This is a genomic window from Arthrobacter sp. Y3225116 (assembly GCF_059091245.1).
In genome coordinates this window covers 1-25,853 of the sequence record NZ_JBNHGL010000025.1, presented here as the reverse complement: position 1 = coordinate 25,853, position 25,853 = coordinate 1, and the positions used below count along the sequence as shown (strand labels likewise).

The 25,853-nt window shown below is 65.6% G+C and carries 25 protein-coding genes and 2 tRNA genes; 18 read left to right on the top strand and 9 right to left on the bottom strand.

Annotated elements, in window-relative coordinates:
- Positions 1 to 518, bottom strand: a 518-nt coding sequence (locus AC5RV2_RS04725) for a LysR family transcriptional regulator (protein WP_494091404.1), incomplete at its 3' end; no start/stop codon positions are given.
- A 72-nt stretch (positions 519 to 590) separates the two neighbouring features.
- Between AC5RV2_RS04725 and AC5RV2_RS04720 the strand changes: the two genes are divergently transcribed.
- From AC5RV2_RS04720 to AC5RV2_RS04700, 5 genes are all read left to right on the top strand, one after another.
- On the top strand, positions 591 to 746 hold the full coding sequence (locus AC5RV2_RS04720) for a hypothetical protein (RefSeq protein WP_494000036.1): 156 nt from the start codon (positions 591 to 593) through the stop codon (positions 744 to 746).
- Between the two features lie 143 nt (positions 747 to 889).
- Positions 890 to 1,315 carry a hypothetical protein gene (locus tag AC5RV2_RS04715; RefSeq protein WP_494091403.1) on the top strand — a complete coding sequence of 142 codons (426 nt, stop codon included), beginning with the start codon at positions 890 to 892 and terminating at the stop codon, positions 1,313 to 1,315.
- A gap of 156 nt (positions 1,316 to 1,471) precedes the next feature.
- Entirely contained in the window at positions 1,472 to 2,041 is a 570-nt protein-coding gene (locus AC5RV2_RS04710) for a hypothetical protein (protein WP_494091402.1), read from the top strand.
- A 3-nt stretch (positions 2,042 to 2,044) separates the two neighbouring features.
- A complete protein-coding gene (locus AC5RV2_RS04705; protein WP_494091401.1) occupies positions 2,045 to 3,121 on the top strand; it encodes a PQQ-dependent sugar dehydrogenase in 1,077 nt (358 codons plus the stop codon).
- A 111-nt stretch (positions 3,122 to 3,232) separates the two neighbouring features.
- A tRNA-Lys gene (locus AC5RV2_RS04700) sits at positions 3,233 to 3,305 on the top strand.
- A gap of 102 nt (positions 3,306 to 3,407) precedes the next feature.
- Here the strand turns inward: AC5RV2_RS04700 and AC5RV2_RS04695 are convergent.
- Both AC5RV2_RS04695 and AC5RV2_RS04690 read right to left on the bottom strand, forming a co-directional pair.
- Positions 3,408 to 4,022 carry a Gfo/Idh/MocA family protein gene (locus AC5RV2_RS04695; RefSeq protein WP_494091405.1) on the bottom strand — a complete coding sequence of 205 codons (615 nt, stop codon included), beginning with the start codon at positions 4,020 to 4,022 and terminating at the stop codon, positions 3,408 to 3,410.
- Positions 4,000 to 4,470, bottom strand: coding sequence for a Gfo/Idh/MocA family oxidoreductase (locus AC5RV2_RS04690; protein WP_494091400.1), 471 nt, complete (start codon positions 4,468 to 4,470; stop codon positions 4,000 to 4,002). Before AC5RV2_RS04690 ends, AC5RV2_RS04695 begins: the two co-directional genes overlap by 23 nt.
- 129 nt (positions 4,471 to 4,599) lie before the next feature.
- On the opposite strand from AC5RV2_RS04690, the gene AC5RV2_RS04685 reads away from it, so the two are divergent.
- Positions 4,600 to 5,820, top strand: coding sequence for an ROK family protein (locus AC5RV2_RS04685; RefSeq protein WP_494091399.1), 1,221 nt, complete (start codon positions 4,600 to 4,602; stop codon positions 5,818 to 5,820).
- A gap of 49 nt (positions 5,821 to 5,869) precedes the next feature.
- Here AC5RV2_RS04685 and AC5RV2_RS04680 read toward each other — a convergent pair whose 3' ends face one another.
- The 3 genes from AC5RV2_RS04680 to xylA are packed head-to-tail and all read right to left on the bottom strand — an operon-like array spanning position 5,870 to position 9,586.
- A complete protein-coding gene (locus tag AC5RV2_RS04680) occupies positions 5,870 to 6,913 on the bottom strand; it encodes an aldose epimerase family protein (protein ID WP_494091398.1) in 1,044 nt (347 codons plus the stop codon).
- Positions 6,910 to 8,349: a xylulokinase gene (xylB, locus tag AC5RV2_RS04675; RefSeq protein ID WP_494091397.1), complete on the bottom strand. Its 1,440-nt coding sequence runs from the start codon at positions 8,347 to 8,349 to the stop codon at positions 6,910 to 6,912. The genes AC5RV2_RS04680 and xylB overlap by 4 nt, the downstream gene beginning before the upstream one ends.
- 49 nt (positions 8,350 to 8,398) lie before the next feature.
- Positions 8,399 to 9,586, bottom strand: coding sequence for a xylose isomerase (xylA, locus tag AC5RV2_RS04670; RefSeq protein WP_494091396.1), 1,188 nt, complete (start codon positions 9,584 to 9,586; stop codon positions 8,399 to 8,401).
- A gap of 297 nt (positions 9,587 to 9,883) precedes the next feature.
- Here xylA and AC5RV2_RS04665 point away from each other — a divergent pair, with 297 nt between their 5' ends.
- From AC5RV2_RS04665 to AC5RV2_RS04635, 7 genes are all read left to right on the top strand, one after another.
- Positions 9,884 to 11,464 (top strand): sugar ABC transporter ATP-binding protein, encoded by a 1,581-nt coding sequence (locus AC5RV2_RS04665; RefSeq protein ID WP_494091395.1) that lies wholly within the window; start codon positions 9,884 to 9,886, stop codon positions 11,462 to 11,464.
- Positions 11,464 to 12,561, top strand: a complete 1,098-nt coding sequence (locus AC5RV2_RS04660) for an ABC transporter permease (RefSeq protein WP_494091394.1) — start codon at positions 11,464 to 11,466, stop codon at positions 12,559 to 12,561. Before AC5RV2_RS04665 ends, AC5RV2_RS04660 begins: the two co-directional genes overlap by 1 nt.
- A 3-nt stretch (positions 12,562 to 12,564) precedes the next feature.
- A complete protein-coding gene (locus AC5RV2_RS04655; protein WP_494091393.1) occupies positions 12,565 to 13,602 on the top strand; it encodes an ABC transporter permease in 1,038 nt (345 codons plus the stop codon).
- Positions 13,603 to 13,666: 64 nt separating this feature from the next.
- Positions 13,667 to 14,851 carry a sugar ABC transporter substrate-binding protein gene (locus tag AC5RV2_RS04650; RefSeq protein WP_494091392.1) on the top strand — a complete coding sequence of 395 codons (1,185 nt, stop codon included), beginning with the start codon at positions 13,667 to 13,669 and terminating at the stop codon, positions 14,849 to 14,851.
- Positions 14,852 to 14,888: 37 nt separating this feature from the next.
- A complete protein-coding gene (locus tag AC5RV2_RS04645) occupies positions 14,889 to 16,544 on the top strand; it encodes a GMC family oxidoreductase (RefSeq protein WP_494091391.1) in 1,656 nt (551 codons plus the stop codon).
- A 51-nt stretch (positions 16,545 to 16,595) separates the two neighbouring features.
- A complete protein-coding gene (locus AC5RV2_RS04640) occupies positions 16,596 to 17,387 on the top strand; it encodes a gluconate 2-dehydrogenase subunit 3 family protein (RefSeq protein WP_494091390.1) in 792 nt (263 codons plus the stop codon).
- A gap of 11 nt (positions 17,388 to 17,398) precedes the next feature.
- Positions 17,399 to 18,172, top strand: a complete 774-nt coding sequence (locus tag AC5RV2_RS04635; RefSeq protein WP_494091389.1) for a cysteine hydrolase family protein — start codon at positions 17,399 to 17,401, stop codon at positions 18,170 to 18,172.
- Positions 18,173 to 18,276: 104 nt separating this feature from the next.
- Here AC5RV2_RS04635 and AC5RV2_RS04630 read toward each other — a convergent pair whose 3' ends face one another.
- A complete protein-coding gene (locus tag AC5RV2_RS04630; RefSeq protein WP_494091388.1) occupies positions 18,277 to 18,759 on the bottom strand; it encodes a MarR family winged helix-turn-helix transcriptional regulator in 483 nt (160 codons plus the stop codon).
- A gap of 89 nt (positions 18,760 to 18,848) precedes the next feature.
- Here AC5RV2_RS04630 and bcp point away from each other — a divergent pair, with 89 nt between their 5' ends.
- From bcp to AC5RV2_RS04605, 5 genes are all read left to right on the top strand, one after another.
- Entirely contained in the window at positions 18,849 to 19,322 is a 474-nt protein-coding gene (bcp, locus tag AC5RV2_RS04625) for a thioredoxin-dependent thiol peroxidase (protein ID WP_494091387.1), read from the top strand.
- An 85-nt stretch (positions 19,323 to 19,407) separates the two neighbouring features.
- A tRNA-Leu gene (locus AC5RV2_RS04620) sits at positions 19,408 to 19,492 on the top strand.
- A 275-nt stretch (positions 19,493 to 19,767) separates the two neighbouring features.
- Positions 19,768 to 21,459, top strand: coding sequence for an ABC transporter substrate-binding protein (locus tag AC5RV2_RS04615; RefSeq protein WP_494091386.1), 1,692 nt, complete (start codon positions 19,768 to 19,770; stop codon positions 21,457 to 21,459).
- Positions 21,460 to 21,609: 150 nt separating this feature from the next.
- Complete coding sequence (locus tag AC5RV2_RS04610; RefSeq protein ID WP_493979914.1) at positions 21,610 to 22,611, top strand: ABC transporter permease; 1,002 nt, start codon at positions 21,610 to 21,612, stop codon at positions 22,609 to 22,611.
- Positions 22,612 to 23,577, top strand: coding sequence for an ABC transporter permease (locus AC5RV2_RS04605; RefSeq protein WP_494091385.1), 966 nt, complete (start codon positions 22,612 to 22,614; stop codon positions 23,575 to 23,577). It abuts the gene before it with no gap.
- 13 nt (positions 23,578 to 23,590) lie between these two features.
- On the opposite strand, the gene AC5RV2_RS04600 is transcribed toward AC5RV2_RS04605, so the two are convergent.
- On the bottom strand, positions 23,591 to 23,902 hold the full coding sequence (locus AC5RV2_RS04600; protein WP_494091384.1) for a hypothetical protein: 312 nt from the start codon (positions 23,900 to 23,902) through the stop codon (positions 23,591 to 23,593).
- Positions 23,892 to 25,622, bottom strand: a complete 1,731-nt coding sequence (locus AC5RV2_RS04595; RefSeq protein ID WP_494091383.1) for an ABC transporter ATP-binding protein — start codon at positions 25,620 to 25,622, stop codon at positions 23,892 to 23,894. The genes AC5RV2_RS04600 and AC5RV2_RS04595 overlap by 11 nt, the downstream gene beginning before the upstream one ends.
- Positions 25,623 to 25,853 lie beyond the last annotated feature (231 nt).

The following is a 25,853-nucleotide window of genomic DNA, read 5'->3' as shown; positions in this document are numbered from 1 at the left end:
AAGATGCCCGGCAGGTCCTCGGGCGACGCGAGGTCGGGGCCCTTGATCATGTACCAGTAATTGCCCAGCAGCGGAACATGCTTTTCCAGCACCAGGTCGTAGTCCGCGGCCAGCGGCAGGAACCCCTCGACGGACGGGTCTTCCAGGCAGGGGTCGAAGTGCAGCCCCTCGATCTCCTGCAGCCGGTACATCAGGCCCGGCAGGAACATTTCCGCCGCGCTGGGAAAGAACGCGGCACGGATTTGGTTTTGCCAGCCGCTGCGGTAGCCGTCCACGGTGGCCTGCGCCCGCTCCATCGCCGCGGAGACATCCGCGGCGGCTGCGGCCATGGCCAGCCCGGCCTCGGTCAGCCGCACTCCCCTGCCGGCCTTCTCCACCAGCGTGACGCCCACCTCCCGCTGCAGCGCCTTCAACTGCTGCGAGACGGCCGAGGCTGTGATCTTCATCGCAGCGGCGGTGGCGACGACGGACCCGCGGTCGCCCAGTTCCCGCAGAATCTGCAGCCGCCTCATGTCCATAAAGACATACTACATAGTGAGGTAAGTAACGTTAGCTTGAACTTGACGGTTGCCCCGGTTGACAATAGTGGCATGACAGTCTCAGTTGCCCTGACCGCAGTAGGGATGGCCGCCGTCCTGGCGCGCCTCGCCGTCGTTGTCCGCCGCGACCATGGCCCGGTGCCGCGCAGCCACACGTGGGAGACCGACCACTCGGCCATGCCGGTGAAAGCGGTCGACGCCGTCTGACTTCCCCTTCAATCAAGCGCCGGGCACCACATGGGCCAGGCGCTTTTTTGTGGGCCCGGTTCCTTAGACTGACGGCAGCGCCCCGCGCTTCCGGCGCCGCAGGCGCCAGCTCCCCCGCCCGATCACGCACTTCCGAAGGCCACATGCCCACCAGTGACGAACTCAAGGACGCGCTCAGCGCCATCTTTGACTCCCAGATTCCCAACTACGGCGACTACAACCTCGTCTTCGCCAGCGGCCGCCAGGACGATGCGCACCGGGCGCAGGGCGGGACCGGCGACTTTTACGTGATCGGTTACCGCTGGCGGCCGCAGGAGCTGGTGATCGCGCCGTTCGACGGCTCCGCGCTGACGGCCGGCGGCACCCCCGTCGCGATCAACATGACCAACATGTCCCATGCAGTCCAGCTCGGCGGCGGGGAATACGAAGTGGGCACCAGCACCGGCAGGACGTTCCGGTTCGGTGTCCAGGCCGAAGGCCGACTGCCCGCCGAGGGCCACACGATCGACCAGTCCGAAGACCAGCCCGACTTCCACAGCTTCATGGCGGAGCTGATTTTCCGCGCCTAGCCGCTCGCCCCGGGCCCGCAAAGCATCGCCTCGACCTCCCGGTCCGCCTCACGGATCTGCCCCCGGGACCGGCCTCGGGCGGCTATGGACACTGCCCTGTCCCGCACGTAACGTCGGGACCGGATGCAGCACAACCATCAACCGAAGGTGAAGGCCATGGACCGGAGATGGGGAATCAGGACCGCCCTCGCAGCCACCATCGTGACCACCCTGCTGTGCCGCCTGCTTAGCCGCAAGTCCCGCTCTCCGGAGGCCGGCTCCCCGCCCGCTCCCACCCCGACTAACCCGACGCGCGCCGCCTCCGAGGCCCGATCCACGCCGTCGACCCCGGCACACAGCCCGTCCGAGGCGGGATCGACGTCGGGGAACCTGACGCACGTCCCCTCCGAGGCCGCCCCCACGCCGTCGAACCTGGCGCACGTTTCCCCCGGCACGGCCACCGGGAACCCCGCGATCGGCCGCACGGCGCCGGCCGCCGACGAGGACCTGATGGTGGAGGAGACCATGCCGGAGTCCCCCGGCGACACCGGCACGGCGGCCGCCGGCGGCTTCGGCGCCGATGAGCCGGTGCCGGCCGATGTCGAGGACGCGGCAGCGGAGAAGGCGGCCGTCACGGACAAACCGCTCTACGATGAGACCGAATGGCTCGGTTACGCGGGCGAGGCGGTCATCGAACCGTCCGTCGAGGCCGAGGATGGAGACGGAGCGGACCGGAAACGAGGCTGACGGATGGACGACGAAGCGGATCGGCGCATCCTGCCGCTTCGGTTTGGCCCCTTGGCCCTGGCCGTGGCCCTGTCCACCGTCCTGGCCGGTTGCAGCGGCGAAAGCGGCCGGCCGGACACTGGCGGCGGCGCCGGGACCAGCCCGGACGTGGAGGCGGCAGCCTCGGGCCTGGCCGATCCGTGGTCCATAGCCGTCCTGCCCGACGGCAGCGCACTCATCTCCGAGAACGACACCGGCCTGATCAAACACGTGGTCGACGGCGAGACGGTTGCCGCCGTGCCCGTGGAATCTGCGCTGGAAACCACCGGCGAGGCCGGCCTGCTGGGGCTGGAGCCCAGCCCGGATTTCGACGCCGATGCCCGGCTCTACGTCTACCTCACCTCGCCGGAGGACAACAGGGTTCTCAGCTACCGCTGGGACGACGGCCGGCTCAGCGACGGGCAGGAAATCGTCACCGGCATTCCCAAAGCCGGGATCCACAACGGCGGACGGCTCAAGTTCGGACCGGACGGTTACTTGTACATCGCCACCGGCGACGCCGCCGATTCATCCCGCTCGCAGGATCTCTCCTCTTTGGGCGGCAAGATCCTGCGCGTCACACCCGACGGCGACCCTGCCCCCGGCAACCCCTTCGGCGACAGCCCGGTCTACAGCTTCGGCCACCGCAATGTGCAGGGGCTGGCGTGGGACGCCGACGGCAGGCTCTGGATCACGGAGTTCGGCCCCGACCGGGACGACGAGCTGAACCTGATTGAGCCCGGCGGCAACTACGGCTGGCCCGACGTTACCGGAGCCCCCGGCGACGAGCGGTTCATCGACGCCAAGGTGGTCTGGCCGTCCACGGCCGAGGCCTCCCCCAGCGGCATGGCCCTGGTGGACGGCACGGCGTGGATCGCTGCGCTGCGCGGCCAGCGGCTGTGGCGGGTAGAGCTCGACGGCACCGAGGCCGGAGAGCCCGAGGCCTTCTACGAAGGAGAATACGGCCGGCTGCGTGACGTGGCCGCTGCCCCGGACGGCCGGCTCTGGGTGCTCACCAACGGCACCGACGAGGACCGGATGCTGGCGGTTTCTGTGAAGTAGGCGACAAAGGCCGCCTCAATTTCACATTCGCGGAAATGTCCTGCTAGAGTTACATGTCGTTGCGAGGGAAAAAGCTTCCGGGAAACCGCCGCCTGACCCACACCGACAGCTGCACCTCTAGCTCAACTGGCAGAGCAATTGACTCTTAATCAATGGGTTCCGGGTTCGAGTCCCGGGGGGTGCACAGACTAACCCCGTCTGACCGGCGCAAGCCTGGTCAGGCGGGGTTTTCCGTTCTTCGGACGGCTGAGCAAGGTCTCCGGAGAAGTGACAGGCCCGCAACTCCCTAGCCAGGCCCCGCGAGTTCATGAATCCGTTCGATCACCCGGACGACCTCCAAAGCGTCCCGGGGATCGACGGGGATGGGTCCGCTTCCCCGGACCGCCTGAGCCGCGGCCCGGTAAAACCCAAGGTAGTCGCCTCGTTCGGTCGGCACTGCAACGGGTGCGGGATGGCCCGGCGCCCGGATGCCGAGCGTTCCCCATGTGCTTTCAGGCTCGGCGCCGAATCCTGGATCAGTTGGGACTGCACCCGCCGCCAAGGACGGTTCCTGGCCGTCCAGGCCGTAGCTGACATAGGCGCTTTCGGTGCCCAGAACGCGGAAGCGGGGTCCGGCTTGCGCCGCCACCCGGCTCATCCAGAGCCGCGAATGCACGCCGTTCGAGTGGAATAGCTCAACGAGGCTGACGTCGTCGTTGCCGCCGCCATCGCGTACGGTGCGCACGTCGGCACGGATCTCTTCAACCCGACCGAACAGTACCAGGGCCTGGTCTATGAGGTGGCTGCCCAAATCAAACGTGATCCCGCCGGCCAGGTGCGGAGGTGTCGTGTCCTGCCAGCGGTCGACGACTTTAGGCGCCCAGTGTTCAAAGCTCGATTCAAACTGATAAACCCGGCCCAGGCGCCCACAGCACCTTCCGCACGGTTTGGAAGTCCCCGTCCCACCTCCGGTTCTGGAACACGATGAGGGGTTTCCCGACGCGTTCTGCCCGTTCGATCAGTTGCTGGCCGTCGCCAACCGTCGGCACGAAGGGCTTGTCCACGATCACGGCCAAGCCTGCGTCCAGTGCTGCCAGCGCTTGGTCCAGATGGGTGTGGGGAGGGCCGGCAAGCACCACCAACTCCAGGTCCAAGTCCCCCGCCAGCATTTCGTTGGCGTCTGCAACAATCTCCGCGTCGGGATGGTCCGTGGCGGCCTGCAGCCTGCGTTCCGGGTGGGCCGTCGCAATGACGTCCAGGGAGAACTCCGGAAGCGCGTTGAGGAAGGGACCATGAAAGACTTTGCCGGCCAGCCCGTAGCCCACTAAGCCGGTGCGGACAGGCCGCGGAGTGCCTTGGGCGTTCAACATACCGGAAGATTACTCTTGTGCCATAATTTGTTCAAGGAATTAACAATTGATGGCAGCGGGGATGGAGTAGCCTGCGGTTGAACGATAAGTTACGCAGTTGTTTCTTGTCCACAATCCAGGGAGGCTTGGTTGAATTCATCAGACGCGCCGGTTGGCACCAGCCACGGGCGGCCGCTGCCGGCCCCGCGGGCGGGGAACAACCTCGACAGCATTCGCCGGCATAACCTCTCCACCATTCTTCAGTTCGTGCATCATGCCGGCCCCGTCCCCCGCTCCGAGTTGACCCGGAAGACAGGACTGAACAGGTCGACGATCGGCGCCTTGGTCGGCGAGCTTGCCGAGCTCGGACTGGTTCTGGAAACGAGCCCTGACTCAAGTAACGGTGTAGGGCGACCGAGTGCCGTCGTGCGCCCCAACCCGGCGACGGTGGCGATCGCGGTCAATCCTGAGATCGACGCGGTGACCGTCGGTGCCGTCTGCTTGGGCGGAGTTGTCCAAAAACGGGTCCGCTACGAAACGGACAAGGCTCCCAGCGTCCGGGAGGCAGTCAACATCAGTGCGGCGATCATCGAAGGAATGAAGACCAACGGGACCCGAATTGCAGGGATCGGCGTCGCGGTCCCGGGTTTGGTGAGGACCCGGGACGGGCTCGTTCGGCTGGCCCCGCACCTGGAGTGGACGGATGAACCGATTGCCGAAATGCTGGCCACTGCCACTGGGTATCCCGTGAAAGCAGCCAACGATGCCAGCCTTGGAGCTCTTGCCGAAAGGACCTTTGGGTCCGCCCGACGGGTCAGCGACATGATTTACCTCAATGGCGGGGCGAGCGGCATCGGCGGCGGAATCATCAGCGGAGGCCACGCCGTGACAGGCGTCGCCGGTCATGCCGGGGAGCTGGGCCACACCCGGATTAGAAGCGGCGGAGGGCTTGATACTGCCCGCGCCCGGGGCACCCTGGAATCAGAGGTCACCCGCGATGCCCTGCTTGCCGCCCTCGGATTAACGTCCGCGGACGTGGACGAACTGGAGGAGGCGCTGCTTTCGTCCACTTCTGCCGAGGTTCGGGCTGTTGTGGAGCGGCAGCAGGAGTACCTCGCCATTGCCTTGGGCAATGCAATCAACATCCTGAATCCGGAGTTGATCATCCTGGGCGGCTTCCTGGGTTCCTTGCACGCCGCTGATCCGGAGCGGCTGGAGCGCCTCGTCTCCCGGGAATCACTGCCGGTTTCACACCAGAGCGTCCACATTTCCCGGCCGCAGCTGGGCGCCAATCTTCTCATGGTCGGCGCCGCTGAACTGGTATTCGCAGACCTCCTGGCCGACCCCGCCGGCTACTCCTTCGTCGCCTGACCAGGTGCGCGTCCCCCCAACGAGGGGCGCTGCTTCTGCTTGACCGGTTTCATGCTGTCGAGAACCGGTAACGGCTGAGGTGCCGGTACTCCGTTCCGGCCGGAAGGACGACTGAGGGAAAGTCGGGGAAACGGCTGGAATCGGTAATCTTTTGGGGCTCAAGGCATATTCCGCTGCCGGGCCCGTAGACGGTTCCCCCGCGGCCGGCCAGCGGAGGCAGCCGGTTCGCGGTATAGACCTGCAGACAGAATTCCGTGGTGTACAGCTCCATCAGGCGTCCGGTCTTGGGAGAATAAAGTACTGCCGCGGGCTGGGCGCTGTCCCTGCCCGGATTGAACAGGAACGTGTTATCGATGCCCGGCCAGGGCTCGGTCCCCGACTTCGGCAGGAAGGATCCAATCCGCCTCAGCTTGCGGAAGTCGAAAGCCGACCCGGCGACCGGGAGGTGGCTGCCCGTCGGAATGAGCTCCCAGTCCGTCGCCAGGATGTAATCCGCGTCAACCATCAGCTGCTGATCGGTGACAGGCGCCGCCCCGTCCCCGTCCATATTCCAGTAAGCGTGATTGGTCATATTCACCGGGGTGTCCGCATCCGCCCTGGCCGTGAAGAGGATCGACAGCTCGTTGGCGTCGGAGAGTGAGTACCGCACCCGCGCAGAGAGGTTCCCCGGATAGCCTTCTTCGCCGTCGGGGCTGCGGTATTCAAAACTGACGAAGTCGTCCCGCGCCGGCTCCGGGGACGTATCCGATCGGGACCACAGGACGCGGTCAAAACTTCGGCTGGGTCCTCCATGGAGATGATTCCGTCCCTCGTTCGCGGCAACGGGAAAGGTGACCCCTGCTGACGAGAACCGGCCGCCCGCAATGCGGCCCGCTGTCCGGCCGATCGTCGCGCCTAGGTAGCAGTTCGCGTGGCGGCGGTAGCCGTCCACCGAGTCGAACCCCAGCACCACGTTTTCGAGCCTGCCGCCCCTGTCCGGCAGGAGCAGTTCGACGATCCGGGCTCCGTAAGGGTCCACCGTCAGGCGGGTGCTGCGCGCATTGGCGAGGACCAGTCCCGTCTCCTGCCTGCCGAAGCCTGCCTGCTTCTTCACGCCGCGCCTTCGCTGTGTCCGCGAAACCACGTCTCTTGCGCTTCGGCATGGCTGCGATACTGATCCCGGATAAGAGGCCGGGGATCGGGTCGCAGCTCCGCTTCGAAGTGCGGCGGCCAGTCAGGGCGTACTCCGCCCAGGACCCAGGCGGCCTGCACCGCGGCCCCCTCGGCCACGTACTCCCCGGGTACCGGAACCGAGACCGGCATGTCGAAGACCTGCGCGGCAATCGACCGTACGGCCCGGTTCTGCGCGCCCCCGCCGATCAGAAGGACCCGCTCGGGACGGGCACCGGCCTGCCGCAGCGCATCAAGCCCGCCGGCGAGACTGCACAGCATCCCTTCTACGGCAGCGCGCGCAAGGTTGGGCCTTGTCATTGCGGTCAGCGACAGCCCGTGAAGACTGCCCGTCGCAGTGGGCAGGTTTGGGGTGCGTTCCCCTTCGAACCAGGGGATCAGGACGGCTCCCCCGGCCCCGGCGGGTGCCTCCAGGGCGAGACGCGAGAGCTCGTCGTTGTCGACGCCCAGCACCTCGGCGACCGACGTCAGGATGCGGGCCGCATTGAGCGTGGTCGCAATCGGGAGGAAGGCGCCTGCAGCGTCCGCAAAGCCGGCCACGGAACCAGTCCTGTCCCGGTGCAGTTCTGCGGACGAGGCGAACACTGTTCCGCTGGTCCCGATCGAAACGAAGGCCTCCTGGCCGGAAGCGTTGAGGCCCAGCGCCGCAGCGGCATTATCTCCGGCTCCCGCGCCCAGAAGGACTCCCCCGGGTGTCTTTCCCGCCGGCTCCTGGGGGCGAAGGACACGGGGCACGATGGCAGCATGTCCGAGGGCCGAGGTGAACAGATCCATGTCGTACCGGTTCGCCTCCGGATCCCAATAGCCGGTACCGCTGGCATCCGACCGGTCTGTCGCGAGTTCTTCAAGGATCGGCCCAAGCGGGCTTGAAGCGGCCGGCCCATAACCACGCAGCCGCCAGGTAAGCCAGTCGTGGGGAAGTGCGACCGCGGCGACCTTTGCCGCATTTTCGGGCTCGGCGTCACGCAACCACCGCAGTTTGCTCGCGGTGAAAGACGCTACCGGAATCAATCCCGTCCTTTGCACGTATTCATCGGCGCCCACTTCGCGCACAAGTGCAGCGGCAGCGCCCGCGCTGCGGGTGTCGTTCCAGAGCAAAGCCGGCCGGATCACCCGGCCCTCCTGATCGAGGGCCACCATCCCGTGCTGCTGTGCCGCTACGGACAGGCAGCTGACCGGGCCAAGACCTCCCGCCTCTGCGAGCGCTGCCTGCAGCGCACTCCACCAGGCCTCCGGGTCAACTTCGGTGCCCGCCGGGTGAGTGGCCCTCCCCGCAGAAACCACCCGACCGGAGCGGGCATCCCGGAACACCACCTTGCAGCTTTGCGTCGAAGAATCAACACCCGCGACAAACGTCATGATGCCTCCAGATAGGTTCGCCGAGCCTAAATGTCACGGTTCCGGGAAATCAGCGCGCGTTAAGCAGATGTTCCATAGCCAACTGCTGAAGCCTGACGAACCCGAACCCGGAGCCGTCAAAGTACCCCTCCGGGGCAAAATCCTCGTACGAGGAACGGTCTTTGAGCAGCTCGGCGTAGGACTCTCCGTCGCCAAGGGTCGGCAGCGCCAGTTCGGTGACGCGGGAAGCCCTCATCGCTTCCTGTACCTCCGGGTCCGAGCGGAAGGCGGCGGCCCGTTCTTTCAGCAGCAGGTACATCCGCATGTTCGCCGCGGCCGAGTCCCACACTCCCCCGGCATCCTCGGTCCGCGACGGCTTGTAGTCGAAGTGGCGCGGACCGTCGTAAGCCCGGCCGCCGTTCGGGCCGCCGTTTTCCAACAGGTCCACCAAGGAGAAAGCGTTTTGCAGGTCGCCGTGGCCAAAGACCAGATCCTGGTCGTACTTAACCCCCCGCTGGCCGTTGAGGTCGATATGGAACAGCTTGCCGTGGTACAGCGCCTGGGCAACGCCGGCGGTGAAATTCAGGCCCGCCATCTGTTCATGTCCGACCTCAGGGTTAACACCGAAAAGTTCGGACCGTTCCAAGGTTTCGATGAACGCCAGCGCATGGCCGACGGTCGGCAGCAAAATGTCGCCGCGGGGCTCGTTGGGCTTGGGCTCAATCGCAAACTGCAGGTCGTACCCCTGATCGGTCACGAAGGCCGCCAAAACGTCCAGCGCCTCCCGGTACCGTTCGAGGGCTGTCCGGACGTCCTTGGCAGCGTCGTACTCTGCGCCCTCGCGGCCGCCCCACATGACGAACGTCCGGGCCCCGAGCTCTGCGGCCAACTCAATGTTCCGCAGGACCTTTCGAAGCGCGAACCGCCGGACGGCCCTGTCGTTGGAGGTAAACCCACCGTCCTTGAAAACCGGGGGGCTGAAAAGGTTCGTCGTGACCATCGGAACCTGAAGGCCCGTGTCCTCCAGGGCACCTTTCAGGCGGTCAATCTGCTTCTGCCGCTCCCCCTCGCTGCTGCCGAAGGCGAAGAGGTCATCATCGTGGAAGGTCAATCCGTAGGCGCCGAGGCCGGCCAGTCGTTCGACCACTTCGACGACATCCACGTGCGACCGGGTAGGACCGCCAAAGGGGTCGGCGCCTGTGTACCCCACCGTCCACAGGCCGAAGGAAAACTTGTCTTCGCGGCTCGGTTGCCTCATTGCCCTCTCCCATCATGAAGCAATAGTAGTGAGCAACAACATATTAGCCGCGGCGGCCCAAGTCAACGGTCGACAGACGTCAAGGGCGCTCGCACCCTGCTAAACCGCCGCCGCCTCCGGCCCGACATCGCCCGCGGCCCCTGCGCGGGCCGCTGGCACGAGCCGTGTCGCCCCCGCAGCGAAAAAAGCTATTGCATTTGTTGTGAGCGGTTACTATATTGAGTTTCCACATGATGTTGCTCACACACCGAGCGTCACCTGCCGCCTAACCTCCAGCGAAAGAACAGGAGCGATCCCATGGCGCACCCCACCGAACCCGCCGGTCACCCGCCGCTGCTGAAAGTTGAAGGCGTGGTGAAGCAGTACCAAGGCGTGACCGCCCTGCGCGGGGTGAGCCTGGACATCCGCCCCGACGAGATCCATGCCCTGCTGGGAGGCAACGGGGCCGGCAAGTCCACGCTGATCAATGTGCTGTCGGGCGGGGTCTCCCCGGATGCGGGCACTGTCACCCTGGCCGGGGAAGAAGTGCGGTTCCGCCATCCCAGCGACGCCCTCGACGCAGGCATCACGACCATCCATCAGGAGCTGTCGCTCGTGCCGGCGCTCACGGCACTGGACAACATCTTCCTGGGCCGCGAGGTCAATGCCCGATTCCTCGGTTTGAAGGTCAGGCTTGACCGCAAGGGCATGGAAGAGCGCGTACAGCAACTGGCCGCCGACTTCGGGCTCACCCGGGAGGACTTGAAGCTTCCCGTTGAGGAGTTCGGTGCTTTGAAAAAGCGTGTGGTGGAGATCGTCAAGGCACTGGCCTTCGACCCCCGCGTCCTGATTTTGGACGAGCCGACCTCCGGGCTCGAAGAAGAAGAAAAGCGGCACCTGTTCGAACACATGCGCAAGCTCAGGGCGAGGGGCGTACCACTGCTGTGGGTAACCCACCACCTGGAGGAACTGTTCGGTCTGGCGGACACCGCCACCGTCTTCCGCGACGGGGCCAACGCCGGAACTGCCGCCATCGCAGAAACGGACGTCGATGAGCTGCTCAGCATGATGTTTGGAGTCGCAGCCGGCGAATTCGGCGCGGCAAGCGGCACGCCGCCGCACACTGCGGCCGACGCCGGCGAGGAAGTGCTGCGGCTGGAGAATGTGCACCGCAGCCACGTCTTGAAGGACATCTCGCTGTCGGTTCGCAAGGGCGAGATCCTGGGCATAGCGGGCCTGGCTGGTGCCGGGCGGACCGAGCTGGCCAGAGTGATCATGGGCTTGGACAAGATGAGCAGCGGAACAATGCACCTCAACGGGCGACCCCTCCGCCTCCGCGATTCCAGCTCGGCATACCGTCACGGGCTGGCCATGCTCCCGGAAGACCGCAAGCAGCTGGGCATCCTGCCGGAATTTTCCATAGCCGAAAACATCTCAATCTCCAGCCTGGGCGGGGTCACGCAGCTGGGTTTCCTGGTCAAAAACCGCGATGAAATGGCTCAGGCCGAAAACTACCGGCAACGCCTGGCGATCCGCGCCCCAAGCGTTAAGGAAAAGATTCGAAACCTCAGCGGCGGCAATCAGCAGAAGGCCATTGTGGCCCGCTGCCTGAACACCAAGCCCTCGCTGCTGATCTTCGACGAACCCACCCAGGGTATCGACGTCTCGGCCAAGGTGGAGGTTCACAACCTCATCCGTGATTTCGTCGCCGCGGGCGGGGCAGCCATCGTCATCGCCTCGGAGATCGCCGAGCTCCTGGAGCTGAGCCACCGTGTGCTGGTCATGAAAAAAGGGCGGCTCGTGGGTTCAGTGGCCTCGCTGCCACAGGAACTGGCCGCCGGGAACTTCGAGGGCGTGAAGAACAGAATTCTGGCGCTATCCGCCGGCAGGAGCGAGTGATGAATCTCCAACGGACTGTATCCCGCACGCTTTCGACCAGTGGCGTTCCCATTGCGGTCGCCCTGATCGTCCTGGTCATCGTGTTCCAGCTGATGTCGCCTGTCTTCCTGCAACCGGGGAGCCTCACGGATTACATCAACAACGCCATCCCCGTCTTGCTGATTACCGTGGGGGTCGCAATCGTCATTATCGCCGGCGGGATCGATCTGTCCGTCGGCACGGTGGCCGGGCTCAGCGCCGGAACGACCATGTGGGCGCTGCTCAACGGCGCGCCGACCCCGGTGGGCGTTCTCGTGGGGGTTGCCACAGGCACGGTATTCGGCCTGTTCAACGGGTGGCTCATCACGAAGTTTGGCATCAACGACTTTATCGTCACTCTGGCCACCCTGAACATTGCCAGCGGTCTGCTGATCGTCCTAACGGAACAGGTACCCCTCCAGGGCGTGACGACGCCGGGCTTTTCAGACATCGTCTACGGCCGCTTCCTGGGCATCCCGAGCGCCTTCTGGATCGCCGCAATCCTCTTGGTCATCATGCAGCTTTTCCTGGCCAAGACGGTGTTCGGCCGGCGCATATACGCCATCGGCATCGGAGCCGACGCTGCGAACGTCGCCGGCGTCAACGTCCTCCGCGTCAGGATGGGCACTTTCGTTGTCTCCGGGATGTTGGCCGGTGCCGCCGGCGTCCTCATTGCCTCCCGCCTTGGCGCTGTGCAGGCTTTCCTGGGCGGAGGGTACGAGTTCATTGCCATCGCCGGTGCCGTTTTGGGAGGCGTAAGCCTTGCCGGCGGCCGCGGTTCCGTGTGGGCCGCCGTCGTCGGTGGCCTGCTGCTGGCAACCCTGCAGCAGGGCCTGCGCCTCAACGGCGTCGACCCCGTCTATTTCAGCATCGTCACCGGCCTTTGCATCGTCGCCGGGGTGGTCTTCGACCGCCGCGTCCAGCAATACGCCCTCAATATGGGCAAACGCTCAAGGCGCGACGTACCCCCCGAAGACGCTCCGCCCCGGCACGACGCTCCCCCCGCCGAGGCTCAGCAGCAGGCACAGAAACCCGCCGCCCGCCCGCGCCCGTTCGTGACCAAACAGCAGCAGGACTGACCCATGAGCACTTCAACACCTACCCGCAACACCAGCCTGATCGGCCGTATCGTCGACCGGATACTGCTGGACCCCACCTTGGGCGTGCTGGCCATGCTCGTACTGGCTTGTTTGATCGCGGCGTTCACGTTGCCGGTGTTCCTGGCTCCGTCAAACCTGTTCAACATTCTCAACAGCAGCATCACGGTGATGATCCTGGCCATGGGCATGACCGTCGTCCTGATCGCCGGAGGCATCGACCTCTCCATCGGGGCCGCCATGGCACTGTGCGCGGGAGTAGCGGCCCAGACGATGAAATCAGGAATGCCGCTGTTCGCCGCGATCCTCGCCGCGCTCTTTGCCGGTGCCTTGATCGGGATCGGCAACGGCCTGCTCGTCACCCGGGTCGGGCTGCCGGACTTCATTGCCACGCTCGCAATGCTCGGCTTCGCCGGCGGCATCCTCTACATCTGGACCCAGGGCGTGCCCATCATCGGCTACATGGTCCCCGAGTTCTATGTCATCGGCGGCCTGAGCCCGCTGGCCGGAGCGCTCACGCTGCCCATGGTCATCGCCCTCATCGTGGCGCTGCTCCTTGGCGGGATCCTGGGATCCTCCCGCCTCGGGACGCACCTCTTCTCTGTCGGCAGCAGCCGGACCGGTGCCGTGCAGTCCGGCGTGCGGGTGGACCGGGTCCGGATCATCGCCTACGTCATCAGCGGGCTGTGCGCCGCGATCGCCGGCATCATCCTGGCCGGCCGGAATACCAACGTCCCGGCGGACCTCGGCGTCGGTTACGAGATTCAAGCCATCGCCGCCGCCGTCATCGGCGGTGCGGCACTCAGTGGCGGCAGGGGCCGCATCCTGGGAGCCGTCCTCGGCGCCATCACGCTGGCGGCGACGATCAACATCATCAACCTCGCCGGCGTTCCGTCCAGCTACCAAAAAATCGTCATCGGTTCGATTCTCATCGTCGCCGTCCTCGCCAACCGGATCAGCGCCATCATCAACGCCCGCGTCCGGCAACGGCGGGCCGTTGTGCTCGACGTCGCCACCGTGTAGCCGAAACCAGCTTCCCCGATCTCCCCGTTGCTGCGGGGACCACCAAAAAATGAAAGGCAAGACAATGTCCACAACTGACACCACCCGGCCGGACGGCCGCCGTCGGTACGCCCGGACCCGCAGCGCCCTCGCTTCCGGAGCAGTCACGGCAGCCCTCATCCTCACCGGCTGCACCACGGTCGAGACGCCGGCCGGCACCGGCGGAGGCGGAGGCGGAGGCGCCGGCGCCGCGGTCAACCCGGACTCGGCCGCCGATGCCGCCATCCGCGAATTGGTGGACGGCCGGGAAATCAAAGTCGGCTTTGCTCCCCCGATCCTGTCCGAGTTCTACACCCAGGTCGAAAAGGCGGCCTTCAACAAGATGAAGGAATACGAGGACCGGTTCGGTGTGAAATGGACCTGGGAGCGCCAGGGTGCCCTCAACGACGCCCATTCAGGCACTGAAACCCTTGGCATCGTGCAAGGCTATATTGCCCGCGACTTCGACGCGGTCTTCGTCTGCTCGGCCGCCAACGCCGCCACCATGCAGGAACTGTACGGCCGCGGGCAGGAAGAAGGCGTCGACTTCTACCAGTTCAATTCCACCGAAGAGCTGGCCAATCCTTCCCAGGCCGAGGACCCCACCGGTGGCCTCAACACCGTCTCGAACATCGGCTATGACGACCGCTGGCAGTCGGGCTACATCGCTGGAAAGTACATCGGCGACCAGCTCAAGGGCGAAGGCAAGGTCATCCAGATCATGGGGCCCTCCGGCTCGGACTGGACCAAGCTGCGCCAGCAGGGCTTCAAGAAAGCCATCTCCGAGTACCCCGGTATCGAGATCGTCGGACAGGCCGACGGCGGCTACGTCCGGGACAAGGGTCTCAGGGCCGCGCAGGACCTGCTGACCAAGAACCCCGATGTCAACGCGATCTACGGCGAAAACGAAGACATGGCGCTCGGTGCGTCCCAGGCCATCGACGCACGCGGCCTCAAGCATTGGGACGGGCAGGACGGCATCATCACCATCGGTGCTGACGGTCTGATTTCGGGAATGGACTCCATCAAGGCCGGCAAGCTCACCGCCACCGTCGACGTAAACAGCGTCGAGATGGGGCACAGCATGATCGAAACCCTCTTCGCGCATGAGGTCCTGGGTATGGAAGTCAACCAGTTCGTCCGCATCCCGACCGATGTCGTCGACGCCGCGAACGTCGAATGGCACCAGTCCGTCCTGCAGGAAAGCCAGCAGGGCCAGGGAAGCTACTAAACCTTTCGCACTAACCACCGAACTGAGAGGTTCTACCGTGAGCAGCAATCGAAAAATGGACCCGGTGGACGTTGTCGTCGTCGGACTCGGAGCGGGCGGTGGACCGGCCGTCAAGGTTCTCAGTGAAGCCGGCTACAGAGTCGTCGGATTCGACAAGGGACCGTGGCTACGGCCGGAGGAGCATTACTCCGGCGACGAGTTGAAGTTCCAGAACCGCAGCTACCTGTGGCCGGATGTGAAGCTGATGCCCAGGACGGTGCGCCAGGACGAAAACTCCGAAGCCCGGATCTTTAATTTCTCCCCCGTGCCCTCGAACGTCGGCGGCGGAACGAGCCACATGGCCGGCTGGATGCCCAGGCCACGGGAGTCGGACTTCATCTTCCACTCCCTCCACGGGGATCTGGAAGGCGCGAGCCTGGCCGACTGGCCGTACCGCTACGAGGACCTGGAACCGTACCTGACCAAGGTTGAATGGAGCTACGGCATCTCGGGCCTGACCGGCGCGGACCGGGGGGAAGGCTTCCGCAGCAAGCCGTACCCCAGCGGGCCGTTGCCGCCGACCAGGTTCGGCATGAAATTCTATGAAGGCTCTAACAAACTGGGCATCAATTCCTTCCCGCTGCCCATGTCGCACCTGACCGAAGGCAACGCCCTGGGCCGGGCTGCGGTGAACCGGACCAGTTTCTGGAACCAGTACGGCGACCCCACCCAAACCCGCTCCAGCGTGGCGACGACCTACATTCCCGAAGCCCTCGCCACCGGCAATCTGGAGGTACGGGCCGACAGCTACGTCCGGGAAGTCAAACTGGGCAGGGACGGGCGAGCCACCGGCGTCGTCTACATCGACCCCGAAGGCCATGAGGTGGAACAGGACGCCGCCGTCGTTGTCTTGGCGCTCGGCGCCATCGAGTCGTCGCGGCTCATGCTGCTGTCCGCATCGAACCGATTCCCCGAAGGACTCGCGAACGATTCCGGCCTCGTCGGCAAGAACGCCACCTTCCACGAATACATCTTCGCGGTCGGACTGTTCGACAAGGACATCGAGGAACCGTTGCGCGGCTGGACGGGAAACTACCAAAGCGGCGGTTCCACGCACTTCTACGAGACGGACGAAAGCCGGGGCCACATCGGCGGCGGCATCATCGCCACCACTCAGATCGGCCAGGCCATCAACGCGATCATGCCCGGCCGCCCGACCTGGGGCCAGGCCATGAAGGACGCCGACCGGAATTACTTCGACTACTCCATGAAGATCGGCTTCATCCTGCAGGACATGCCCCAGGAGACCAACCGGGTCGACCTCGACCCCAACGTCAAAGACGCCTGGGGGCTGCCGGTAGCGCGGATCACGAACAAGCCCCACGCCAACGACATCGCCATGAGCAAATGGCAGATCGACAAAAACGTGGAAATCCTCCAGGCGGCCGGGGCAACGAAAACCACCCCCGTCTACTTGGGAGAGGAGTTCACCGGCAACGCGTGCCACCAGCAGGGCACTGTCCGGATGGGAACCGACCCGGGCAAGTCGGTGCTGAACGGATGGGGCCAAGCCCACTCGGTGGACAACCTCTTCGTGGTCGACGGCGCGGGCTTCCCCACCGCCATGGGCGTCAACCCCACACTCACGATCATGGCCCACTCCTGGCGCTGCGCGGACTACATCGCCGGCACCTACCTCAAGGGCCGCAGCTAACGGCTGAAACTACCGCCGGTAAGAGAATCGCAGAACAGAAAGGAAGACAAGATGGTTTCGAAAGCCGACTGGGAAATCGTCCTCATCCGCATAGACCCGGACTCGGACGAGAAACTGTTCTTCACCGACCACGAGTGGGAGACCATCGAAGCCGCCGCGGCACGGGTGATGCCCACGGACCATGATCCCGGGGCCCGTGAGGCGAGGGTAATCGTCTTCATCGACCATTACCTCTCAGGCATCGACTACCTCTACGCTGCAGCGGACGGTTCCGGCTTCCTGGCCCTGGCCGGTCAAGAAGCTCGGTCTGCCCGGGCACGCATCGCCGACCTGCAGCGGCTCTACCGCGAAGGGGTTCATGAACTCGACCGACGGTCGCGCGAGTTGCGGGCAGAGTCCTTCAAGGACGCGAACGCAGAGGTCCAGGACCAGGTGCTCGAACAGGTCAGCGGTACTCCCAAGCCGGTGCCGCTCTCGCTGACCTCCATGGAGGTGTACTACTCGCGGCTCCAGGGAAACACCGATGAAGACAAGAGTTTTTTCGACACGCTGTGCCTGCATGTCCGCCAAGGTTTCTACGCTGACCCGGTCTACGGCGGAAACAAAGACCAGATGGGTTGGAAGATGCTCGGTTTCGACGGGCCGCAAAACCTGCGCGACACGATGGACGGCACCTACAGCACGGCCAAGTACTTCGTCCAGGAATACGACTGGGAAGAACTGATCCCGGGCTTCAAGCACGGCTCGGAACAAAACGTGACTGAAGGTGGCGAAGACGCCGCCGGCAGCCAGGCCGCCGACACGGCTTCGGCATCGGACCGTACCGAGGAATCCAGCAAGTAAGGGGAAAGACAATGACCGCCTACGAAGACAAGCTCAACAAATACGTCGACCGCTCCTACACCTTCATCCCCGAGACCATTGATCTGAGCAAGACCGTGGTCCACGCGCTCGACATCCAGAATCTCTGCCTCGACCCGGAGGGGGCAGACTACATCCAGAGTGTCGGTGGAGCACCCTCCGGGCAGGAATCCCTCGGGCCGGCCAAGAGAATGATCGAACTCGCCCGGGAAAAGGGAATCAAAGTCGTCTGGTCCATGTGGGGCATGCACCCCGAGGGTTACGACATCGGCATCTGGGGGCTGAAGTACCCGTCCTGGAGGGAGCCCGATTCGCCCTTCAACCACGGGACGTGGAACGGCGCACTCTGCGAAGGATTCGAGCCCCAAAAGGGCGAACCCGTCTTCCAGAAGCACCGCAACAGCAGCTTCTACGGGACGGCCTTCAACGAATACCTCCAGCAGGACGGCGCCGAGTACCTCGTGATCGTCGGCTCCTCGACCGCCAACTGCGTACCGACCACGGCACGCGACGGTTTCGACCGGGGATACAAAGTGATAGTCGTGGCCGATTCCGGCACGGCCATTCCCCTCAACACCCATGGCCGCAACCCCGAGTTCGACGACGAAACCCCTGAAGGATACGGGCAGTACTGGGAATCCCTGCGCAACATCCAGGCTCAGTACGCGGACGTGATGTCCAGCGATGAATTCGCTGCCCTCGTCGAACGCTCATCCCGGACGGCGCAGGAAAGCTCCGTCACCGCAGACGCCTCGGCCGGCAGTTAGAAAGACCGGTAACCGGTCTCTTACACAAGGACAAAGGGAGGCGGGGCGCCGGCCCCGCCTCCCCGAAGTCTGTGCAGCCGCAACTGCCGCTGCAAGTCAGCGGGTCAGTCGCCGTCCTCGTAGCCGTCGATCTCGGCGATGTCGATGGTTTCCGCCGCGCCGATACCGAAGCGGCTGTTGCCCAGCCTGCGGATGATCACGGTCAGCCGCTCCTTGAGCTCATCCATCTGGTCGCCGCTGCCGCTGCTGAGCAGCCGCTCCAGTTCGGCGGCATGCTTGAGGGCCCGCTTGCCCTCGTCGGTAATCTGCACGATCTGCCGCCGGCGGTCCACGTCGCTGCGGGCACGGATGATGTGCCCGTGGACTTCCAGCCTGCCCAGGGTCTTGCCCATGGTCTGCGCCTGCACCCGGACGCGGGTCGCCAGCTGCGCCTGCGTCATTTCCCCCTCGGCGGCCAGCACCTCAAGCGCAATGACGCCGGCGTGGGTCAGGCCAAGGCCGGCTAGTTTGTCGTTCCATTCGTGCTCGACGAGCCGGGCGGCGGTGGAGAGCAACCGTGGCATCGGCCAATTCTTCAAATCCGGCATGCACTCAAGTATACGTACGTCGTCGGAACGGCCGGAGTACTGTCTTAGCTATGCTGGTGTGAAACCCCGGATCCCTAAGGAGCTGCCCCATGGCCGAACGACTGTCGACCGGCGACACCGCGCCGGATTTCACGCTGCAGGACTCGGCGGGCAACACCGTCTCGCTGGCCGATTATCGTGGCCAAAACGTTGTGGTCTACTTCTATCCCGCAGCTTCGACGCCGGGCTGCACGAAGCAGGCCTGCGACTTCCGCGACAGCCTCGACTCGCTGAAGGGCGCCGGATACGCGGTGCTGGGAGTCTCCCCCGACCCGTTGCCGAAGCTGGTGAAGTTCGCGGAGAAGGAAGAGCTGAACTTCCCGTTGCTCTCCGACGAAGACCATGCCGTAGCCGAGGCGTACGCGGCCTGGGGCGAAAAGAAGAACTACGGCAAGGTCTACGAGGGCCTGATCCGTTCCACGGTCGTGGTGGACCCCGAGGGCAAGGTAGCGCTCGCCCAGTACAACGTCCGGGCCACCGGCCACGTGGCCAAGCTGCGCCGCGACCTCGGCCTGGACAATTAGGCGTCCGCCGGAGGTATAAGACCCCGCCGAACGAGTGCCGCCGTGCCGGTAGACTGATTCCTGTTCCGGCCTGCCCGGAACAAATGCGCGAGTGGCGGAATTGGTAGACGCGCTGGATTTAGGTTCCAGTGTCTTCGGACGTGCGGGTTCAAGTCCCGCCTTGCGCACCATCAACTCGGAGCCCCGCAACGTCAGTTGCGGGGCTCCCGGCGTTCCACGGCCCGCCCCGCGACCCGGGCCGCAGAGGCCTCCACCCCCGTCGTGCCGCCATCCAGCGCGGGACCTGTCACCAAATTGTGATGCTTTTGGCCAACCGCCGAACCTGAAACCGATGCTTTCAATCAGACATGTGACTAAGCTCTCATCAAGCGGACGCGCCACCGCGCCTCCGCCGGCTGCCGTACATAAAGTCGGCGTCACACCTCACGTCCCCGAGGAGCAGTCCATGTCATTTACTGACATCTTTTCCGGAGGCCAGCGAAGCGGCCGGCGCGCCGGAGCGGTCATTGCCGGCCTGGCCGCCGGCGCACTCGTCCTGTCCGGCTGTGCCGAGAGCGAGCGCGGCGGCGGAGCGCAGGGCGAGACGGAGGGGGTTAATCCGACCTTCGTGTTCGCCGCGTCGTCGGATCCCAAGTCGCTGGATCCGGCCTTCGCCAGCGACGGCGAGTCCTTCCGCGTCAGCCGCCAGATCTTCGAGGGTTTGGTCGGCGTCAAGGAGGGAACGCCGGACCCTGAACCACTGCTGGCTGAATCCTGGGAGATGTCCGACGACGGGCTCTCCTACACCTTTCAGCTCAAGGAGGGCGTGAAGTTCCACGACGACACCGACTTCAATGCCGATGCCGTCTGCTTCAACTTCGACCGCTGGTACAACTTCGAGGGGATCCAGCAGTCCCAGTCGGTGAGTTACTACTACGGCTCGCTGTTCCGCGGCTACTCGGATTCCCCCGAGACCGCCGTCTACGACTCCTGCGAGGCGGTCAGCGACACCGAGGTGACGGTGAACCTGGCCCAGCCCTTCGCCGGTTTCATTCCGGCGCTGTCGCTGCCGGCTTTCGCGATGCAGAGCCCCACCGCCCTGGAGGAGTTCAACGCCGACGACGTCGGAGGTTCGGAGGAGGCTCCGGAGCTGAGCGAATATGCCATGGGCCACCCGGTGGGCACCGGCCCGTTCAAGTTCGACAGCTGGTCGGTCGGCGAGTCCCTGCAGCTTTCCGCATTCGACGGCTACTGGGGCGAACAGGGCCAGGTCCAAGAGATCATCTTCCGCATCATCGAAGACCCCAATGCCCGCCGGCAGGCGCTGGAGGCTGGGGACATCGACGGCTACGACCTGGTGGCGCCGGCCGACACGCAGTCGCTGGCCGACGCCGGCTTCAACGTCATTGCGCGCGATCCGTTCACCATCCTGTATCTGGGCATGAACCAGGAGCAGGAGGCGCTGAAGGACCTCAAGGTCCGGCAGGCGATCGCCCACGCGATCGACAAGGACGCGCTGGTCCGCCAGACGCTGCCCGAGGGCACCAAGGTCGCCACACAGTTCGTCCCGGACACGGTCAACGGCTACAACGACGACGTCACCACCTACGAGTACGACCCGGAGAAGGCGCGGGCACTGCTCGAAGAGGCCGGCTACGGCGACGGCCTGGAGCTGATGTTCAACTACCCGACCGGGGTGTCCCGGCCGTACATGCCGACGCCGGAACAGGTGTTCACCAACCTGAGCGCCCAGCTCGAGGAGGTCGGCATCACCATCGAGGCGCAGCCGGACAAGTGGTCCCCTGACTACCTGGACCGCATCCAGGCCAGCGCGGACCACGATATCCACCTGCTCGGCTGGACCGGCGACTACAACGACACGGACAACTTCGTCGGGGTCTTCTTCGGCCAGGAGAAGCCGGAGTTCGGCTTCAACAACAAGGAGCTGTTCGACAAGCTGTCCAAGGCACGCGAAACCAGCAGCATCGAGGAAGCGACGCCGCTGTACGAGGAGATCAACGAGGACATCGCGCAGTACGTCCCGGCGATCCCGCTGGCGCACCCGGCGCCGTCGCTCGCCTTCGCCCCGCGGGTGACCTCCTATCCGGCCAGCCCGGTGAACGACGAGGTGTTCAGCGCCATCGAGCTCAGCGAGTAGCCCCGTCCTGCCGGGGTCCGCACACCGCGGATCCCGGCAGGCAGGCCCGCCCCGGCCCGAACACACCGCGGGCGGCGCCGGGCCTGCTGCCGAAGAGGCAATTTCCACCGCATCCGGCGCAACGCCGGGACCGGGATCCGGAAGGACGCTGTGCTCAGAGTCATTATCAAGCGCATCGCGCTGCTCATCCCGACGCTCTTCGGGCTTTCCCTGCTGCTGTTCCTGTGGGTCCGCAGCCTGCCCGGCGGGCCCGCCACGGCGCTGCTTGGCGACCGTGCCACGCCCGAGGCGGTGGCGCGGATCAACGAGCTCTACGGCTTCGACCGGCCGCTGATCGAGCAGTACTTCGTCTACATGGGCAAGCTGCTCCAGGGCGATTTCGGCACCTCGATCCTCACCGGCCGGCCCGTGCTGACGGAGTTCGCCACCCGCTTCCCGGCGACGGTGGAGCTGACGATCGTCGCCCTCATCATCGCGGTCGGCATCGGCATCCCGCTGGGCTACCAGGCCGCCAGGTACTACGGCAAATGGCCGGACCACTCCTCCGTCGTGCTGTCGCTGGTGGGCATCACCGTGCCGGTCTTCTTCCTGGCCTTCATCCTCAAGTGGCTGTTCGCCATCCAGCTGCCCTGGTTCCCTACCGACGGCCGGCAGAACCCCAGGATCAACGCCACGCACGTCACCGACTTCTATGTGCTCGACGGTCTGCTCACCCGCGAATGGGATGCCGCCTGGGATGCGCTGCTGCACCTGGCGCTGCCCGGGATCGCGCTGGGCACCATCCCGCTGGCCATCATCGTGCGCATCACCCGGGCGTCGGTCCTCGAGGTGCAGAATGCCGACTATGTGCGCACCGCCCGCGCCAAGGGGCTGCTGCAGAAGACCATCCGCAACCGGTTCATCCTGCGCAACGCGATGCTGCCGGTGACCACCACCATCGGCCTGCAGCTGGGGCTGCTGATTTCCGGGGCCGTGCTGACCGAGACGGTGTTCGCCTTCAACGGCATCGGGCGGTTCCTGCGCGACGCGATCTTCAACCTGGACTACCCCGTCCTGCAGGGGTTCATCATCTTCATCGCCGTGCTGTATTCGCTGATCAACCTGGTCGTGGACGTGTCCTACAGCATCATCGACCCGAGGGTGCGTGTCTAAATGAGCACAACACTTCCGCCGCAGTCAGGCGGCGACCTCCGGACCACCCCCGAGCCACCGGGCGCCCCCGGTGCTCCCGCCAGCGTCGGACCCGGCGGCACCAGCCTGTGGAAGGACGCGTTTCGCCGGCTCCGCCGGAATCCGCAGGCCATCGCCGGCGCCGTCATCGTGGGCCTGTTCGTGCTGACCGCCGTGCTGGCGCCGGTGCTGGCACCCTATGGCGGCCAGGACCTGCCCGGCCGCACGTACATCACCCCCACCCACATTCCCGGTTTCGGCGAGGTGGAAGGCTTTCCGCTGGGGCTGGACCGTTTCGGCGGGGACCTGTTCAGCAAACTCATCTGGGGCGCGCAGGCCTCGCTGCTGATCGGCGTCGTCTCGACCGCGATGGGGCTGGCCGGGGGCATGCTGCTGGGCATCCTCGCCGGCGGCTTCGGCGGCTGGATCGACAGCGTGATCATGCGCGGCGTCGACATCCTGCTCTCGGTGCCGAACCTGCTGCTGGCGGTGTCCATCGCGGCCATCCTGGGGCAGGGGGCGTACGCGGTGATGATCGCCATCGGCGTGGCCCAGCTGCCGATCTTCGCGCGGCTGCTGCGGTCGTCGATGATTTCGCAACGCAGCGCGGACTACATGCTGGCGGCGCAGACGCTGGGCCTGAGCCGGGGCACCATCATCATGAACCACCAGCTGCCCAACAGCGTGGGACCGGTCATCGTGCAGGCCACGCTGACGCTGGCCACCGCCGTCATCGACGCCGCGGCGCTCTCCTTCCTTGGCTTGGGCGGCGGGCGCCCGCAGACCGCCGAGTGGGGCCGCATGCTCACCTACGCGCAGGCCGAACTGGGCATCGCGCCGCAGCTGGCGTTCCTGCCCGGCCTGTGCATCGCCGTCACCGCGTTGGGCTTCACGCTGCTGGGCGAATCCCTGCGGGAAGCGCTGGACCCCAAGACCCGGGCCAAGTAGCGGCAGGTGCGGGTCAGCCGGCCAAGGTGGCCGGCGGGGCCCCGCCGTCGTGCCGCCGTCGCTGGCGCGCCATGTGCATCATGGCGGCGAAGCCGGCGATGAACAGCACTTCCAGCGCCGCCAGCCACCAGAGGGCGCCCCACCTGCCCTCGCCGATGAAGATGACGGCGCCGACCGCCAGCAGCACCGTGCCGATCACCAGCACGAAGACCGCGAAGCCGATGGCCACCGCGGCGCTGCGCACCCCGGTCCGGAAGCCGAAGCCTTCCGGCCGGTGGTCGTCGGGCTCCGGGGCGGCCCCGGGGCCGGTATCCTCAGGACGCAATCTCCGGATCCTCCGCCTGAATGTCCAGTTCGTTGCCCGGTATGGACGCCAGCAGGCGCCGCGTGTAGGGGTGCCGCGGGTTGGTGAACACTTCCTCCGAGCTGGCTGCCTCCACCAGCTCGCCGTCCTTCATCACGCAGACATAGTCGGAGATCAGCCGCACCACGGCCAGGTCATGGGAGATGAAGAGGTAGCTCAGGCCCAGCTCCGCCTGCAGGTCGCCCAGCAGCTTCAGGATCTGCGCCTGCACCAGCACATCCAGCGCGGAGACGGGCTCGTCGCAGATGATCAGTTCGGGCTTCAGGGCCAGGGCACGGGCAATCGCCACGCGCTGCCGCTGGCCGCCGGAGAGTTCGGACGGGTAGCGCCGCAGCATGTTCTGCGGCAGCGCCACCTCGTCCATCAGCTCGCGCACGCGGACCGAGCGTTCCCTCGCGCTGCCGCGCTTGTAGGTGGACAGCGGCTCCTCGACAATCCGCTCGATGGTGAACATCGGATTCAGGGACGAATACGGATCCTGGAACACCGGCTGGACCCGCTGGCGGAAGTCCCGCAGCTGCGCCTTGGTCAGGTTGGCGACATCCATTCCGTCGAAGGTCATGGTGCCGCTGGTCGGTTCGATCAGCTTCAGCAGCATGCGGGCGGTGGTGGTCTTGCCGGAGCCCGATTCGCCGACGATGGCGACCGTGTGTCCGCGCGGGATATCGAGCGTCACGTTCTTCGCCGCGTAAAAGTCTTCGGCCTGGCCGCGGATCCTGTACACCTTGGTCAGGTCGCGCAGTTCCACGATGTTGTCCGTCTTCTGTGCCTCGGCGGCCGCCGGAGCCTCGGTGACGTGTTCCTGAAAGACCTTCTCCGCCCGTTCGGCCCGCACGGCCGCGTTGCCGGTGAACGCCCCCGGCATCAGGCGCACCGCGGCGACGCTGGGCGCCGCCTTCACCAGCGCCCGGGTGTAGGGGTGCTGCGGATCCTCCAGCAGCTGCCGTGCCGGCCCGGTCTCCACCACCTTGCCGCGGTGCATCACCACCAGCTCCGACGCCCGTTCGGCCGCCAGCCCCAGGTCGTGGGTGATGAGCAGCACCGCCGTCCCCAATTCATGGGTCATCGACTCGATCTGGTCCAGGATCGTGCGCTGGACCGTGACATCCAGCGCCGACGTCGGCTCGTCGGCGATCAGCAGCCGCGGCTGGCAGGCCAGGCCGATGGCGATCAGGGCGCGCTGGCGCATCCCGCCGGAAAACTCATGCGGATACTGCTTGGCGCGTTCCCTGGCGTTGGGCAGTCCGGCAGCCTCCAGGACCTCCACGACCTTCCGGTCCACGTCCCGCCTGGTCGCCATGCCGTGAACCAGCAGGGTCTCCGCCACCTGCGAGCCAATCCTGGTGACCGGATTCAGGTTGGACATCGGGTCCTGCGGGACCAAGCCGATCTGGCGGCCCCGGATGGTGCGCATCCGATGCTCCGACAGCCCCACGAGCTCCTGGCCGTCAAAGCGGATGCTCCCGGCGGTCACGCGTCCGTTGTCCGGCAGCAGCCCGATCACGGCCATCGCCGTGGTGGACTTCCCGGAACCGGATTCGCCCACAATCGCCAGCGTCTTGCCCGGTTCCAGGCGCAGCGAGGCGCCCTCGACCGCGGAGACTTGCCCGTAGGTGGTGCGGAAAGCAACGGCCAGGTCCCGTACCTCGAGCAGGGCCGCGTCATCGGCATGTTCGGTCATGGTCCCATCCTGCCCCAAACACGTGCGGATGTGGCCTATCTCTCATCGGGAATTCACCGCGCGGGGTCCACGACGGGAGTCGATTAGACTTGGGGATCATCCCCGCCTGCCCCGAGGAGCCTGAAGCGTGACACCACCCACCGCGCGCCGCACCGTGCTGAAGGCAGGCGCAGCGGCGGCGGCTGTGTTGCTCACCGGCTGCACCCCGGAACCGGGCAGGCCCGCCCCGTC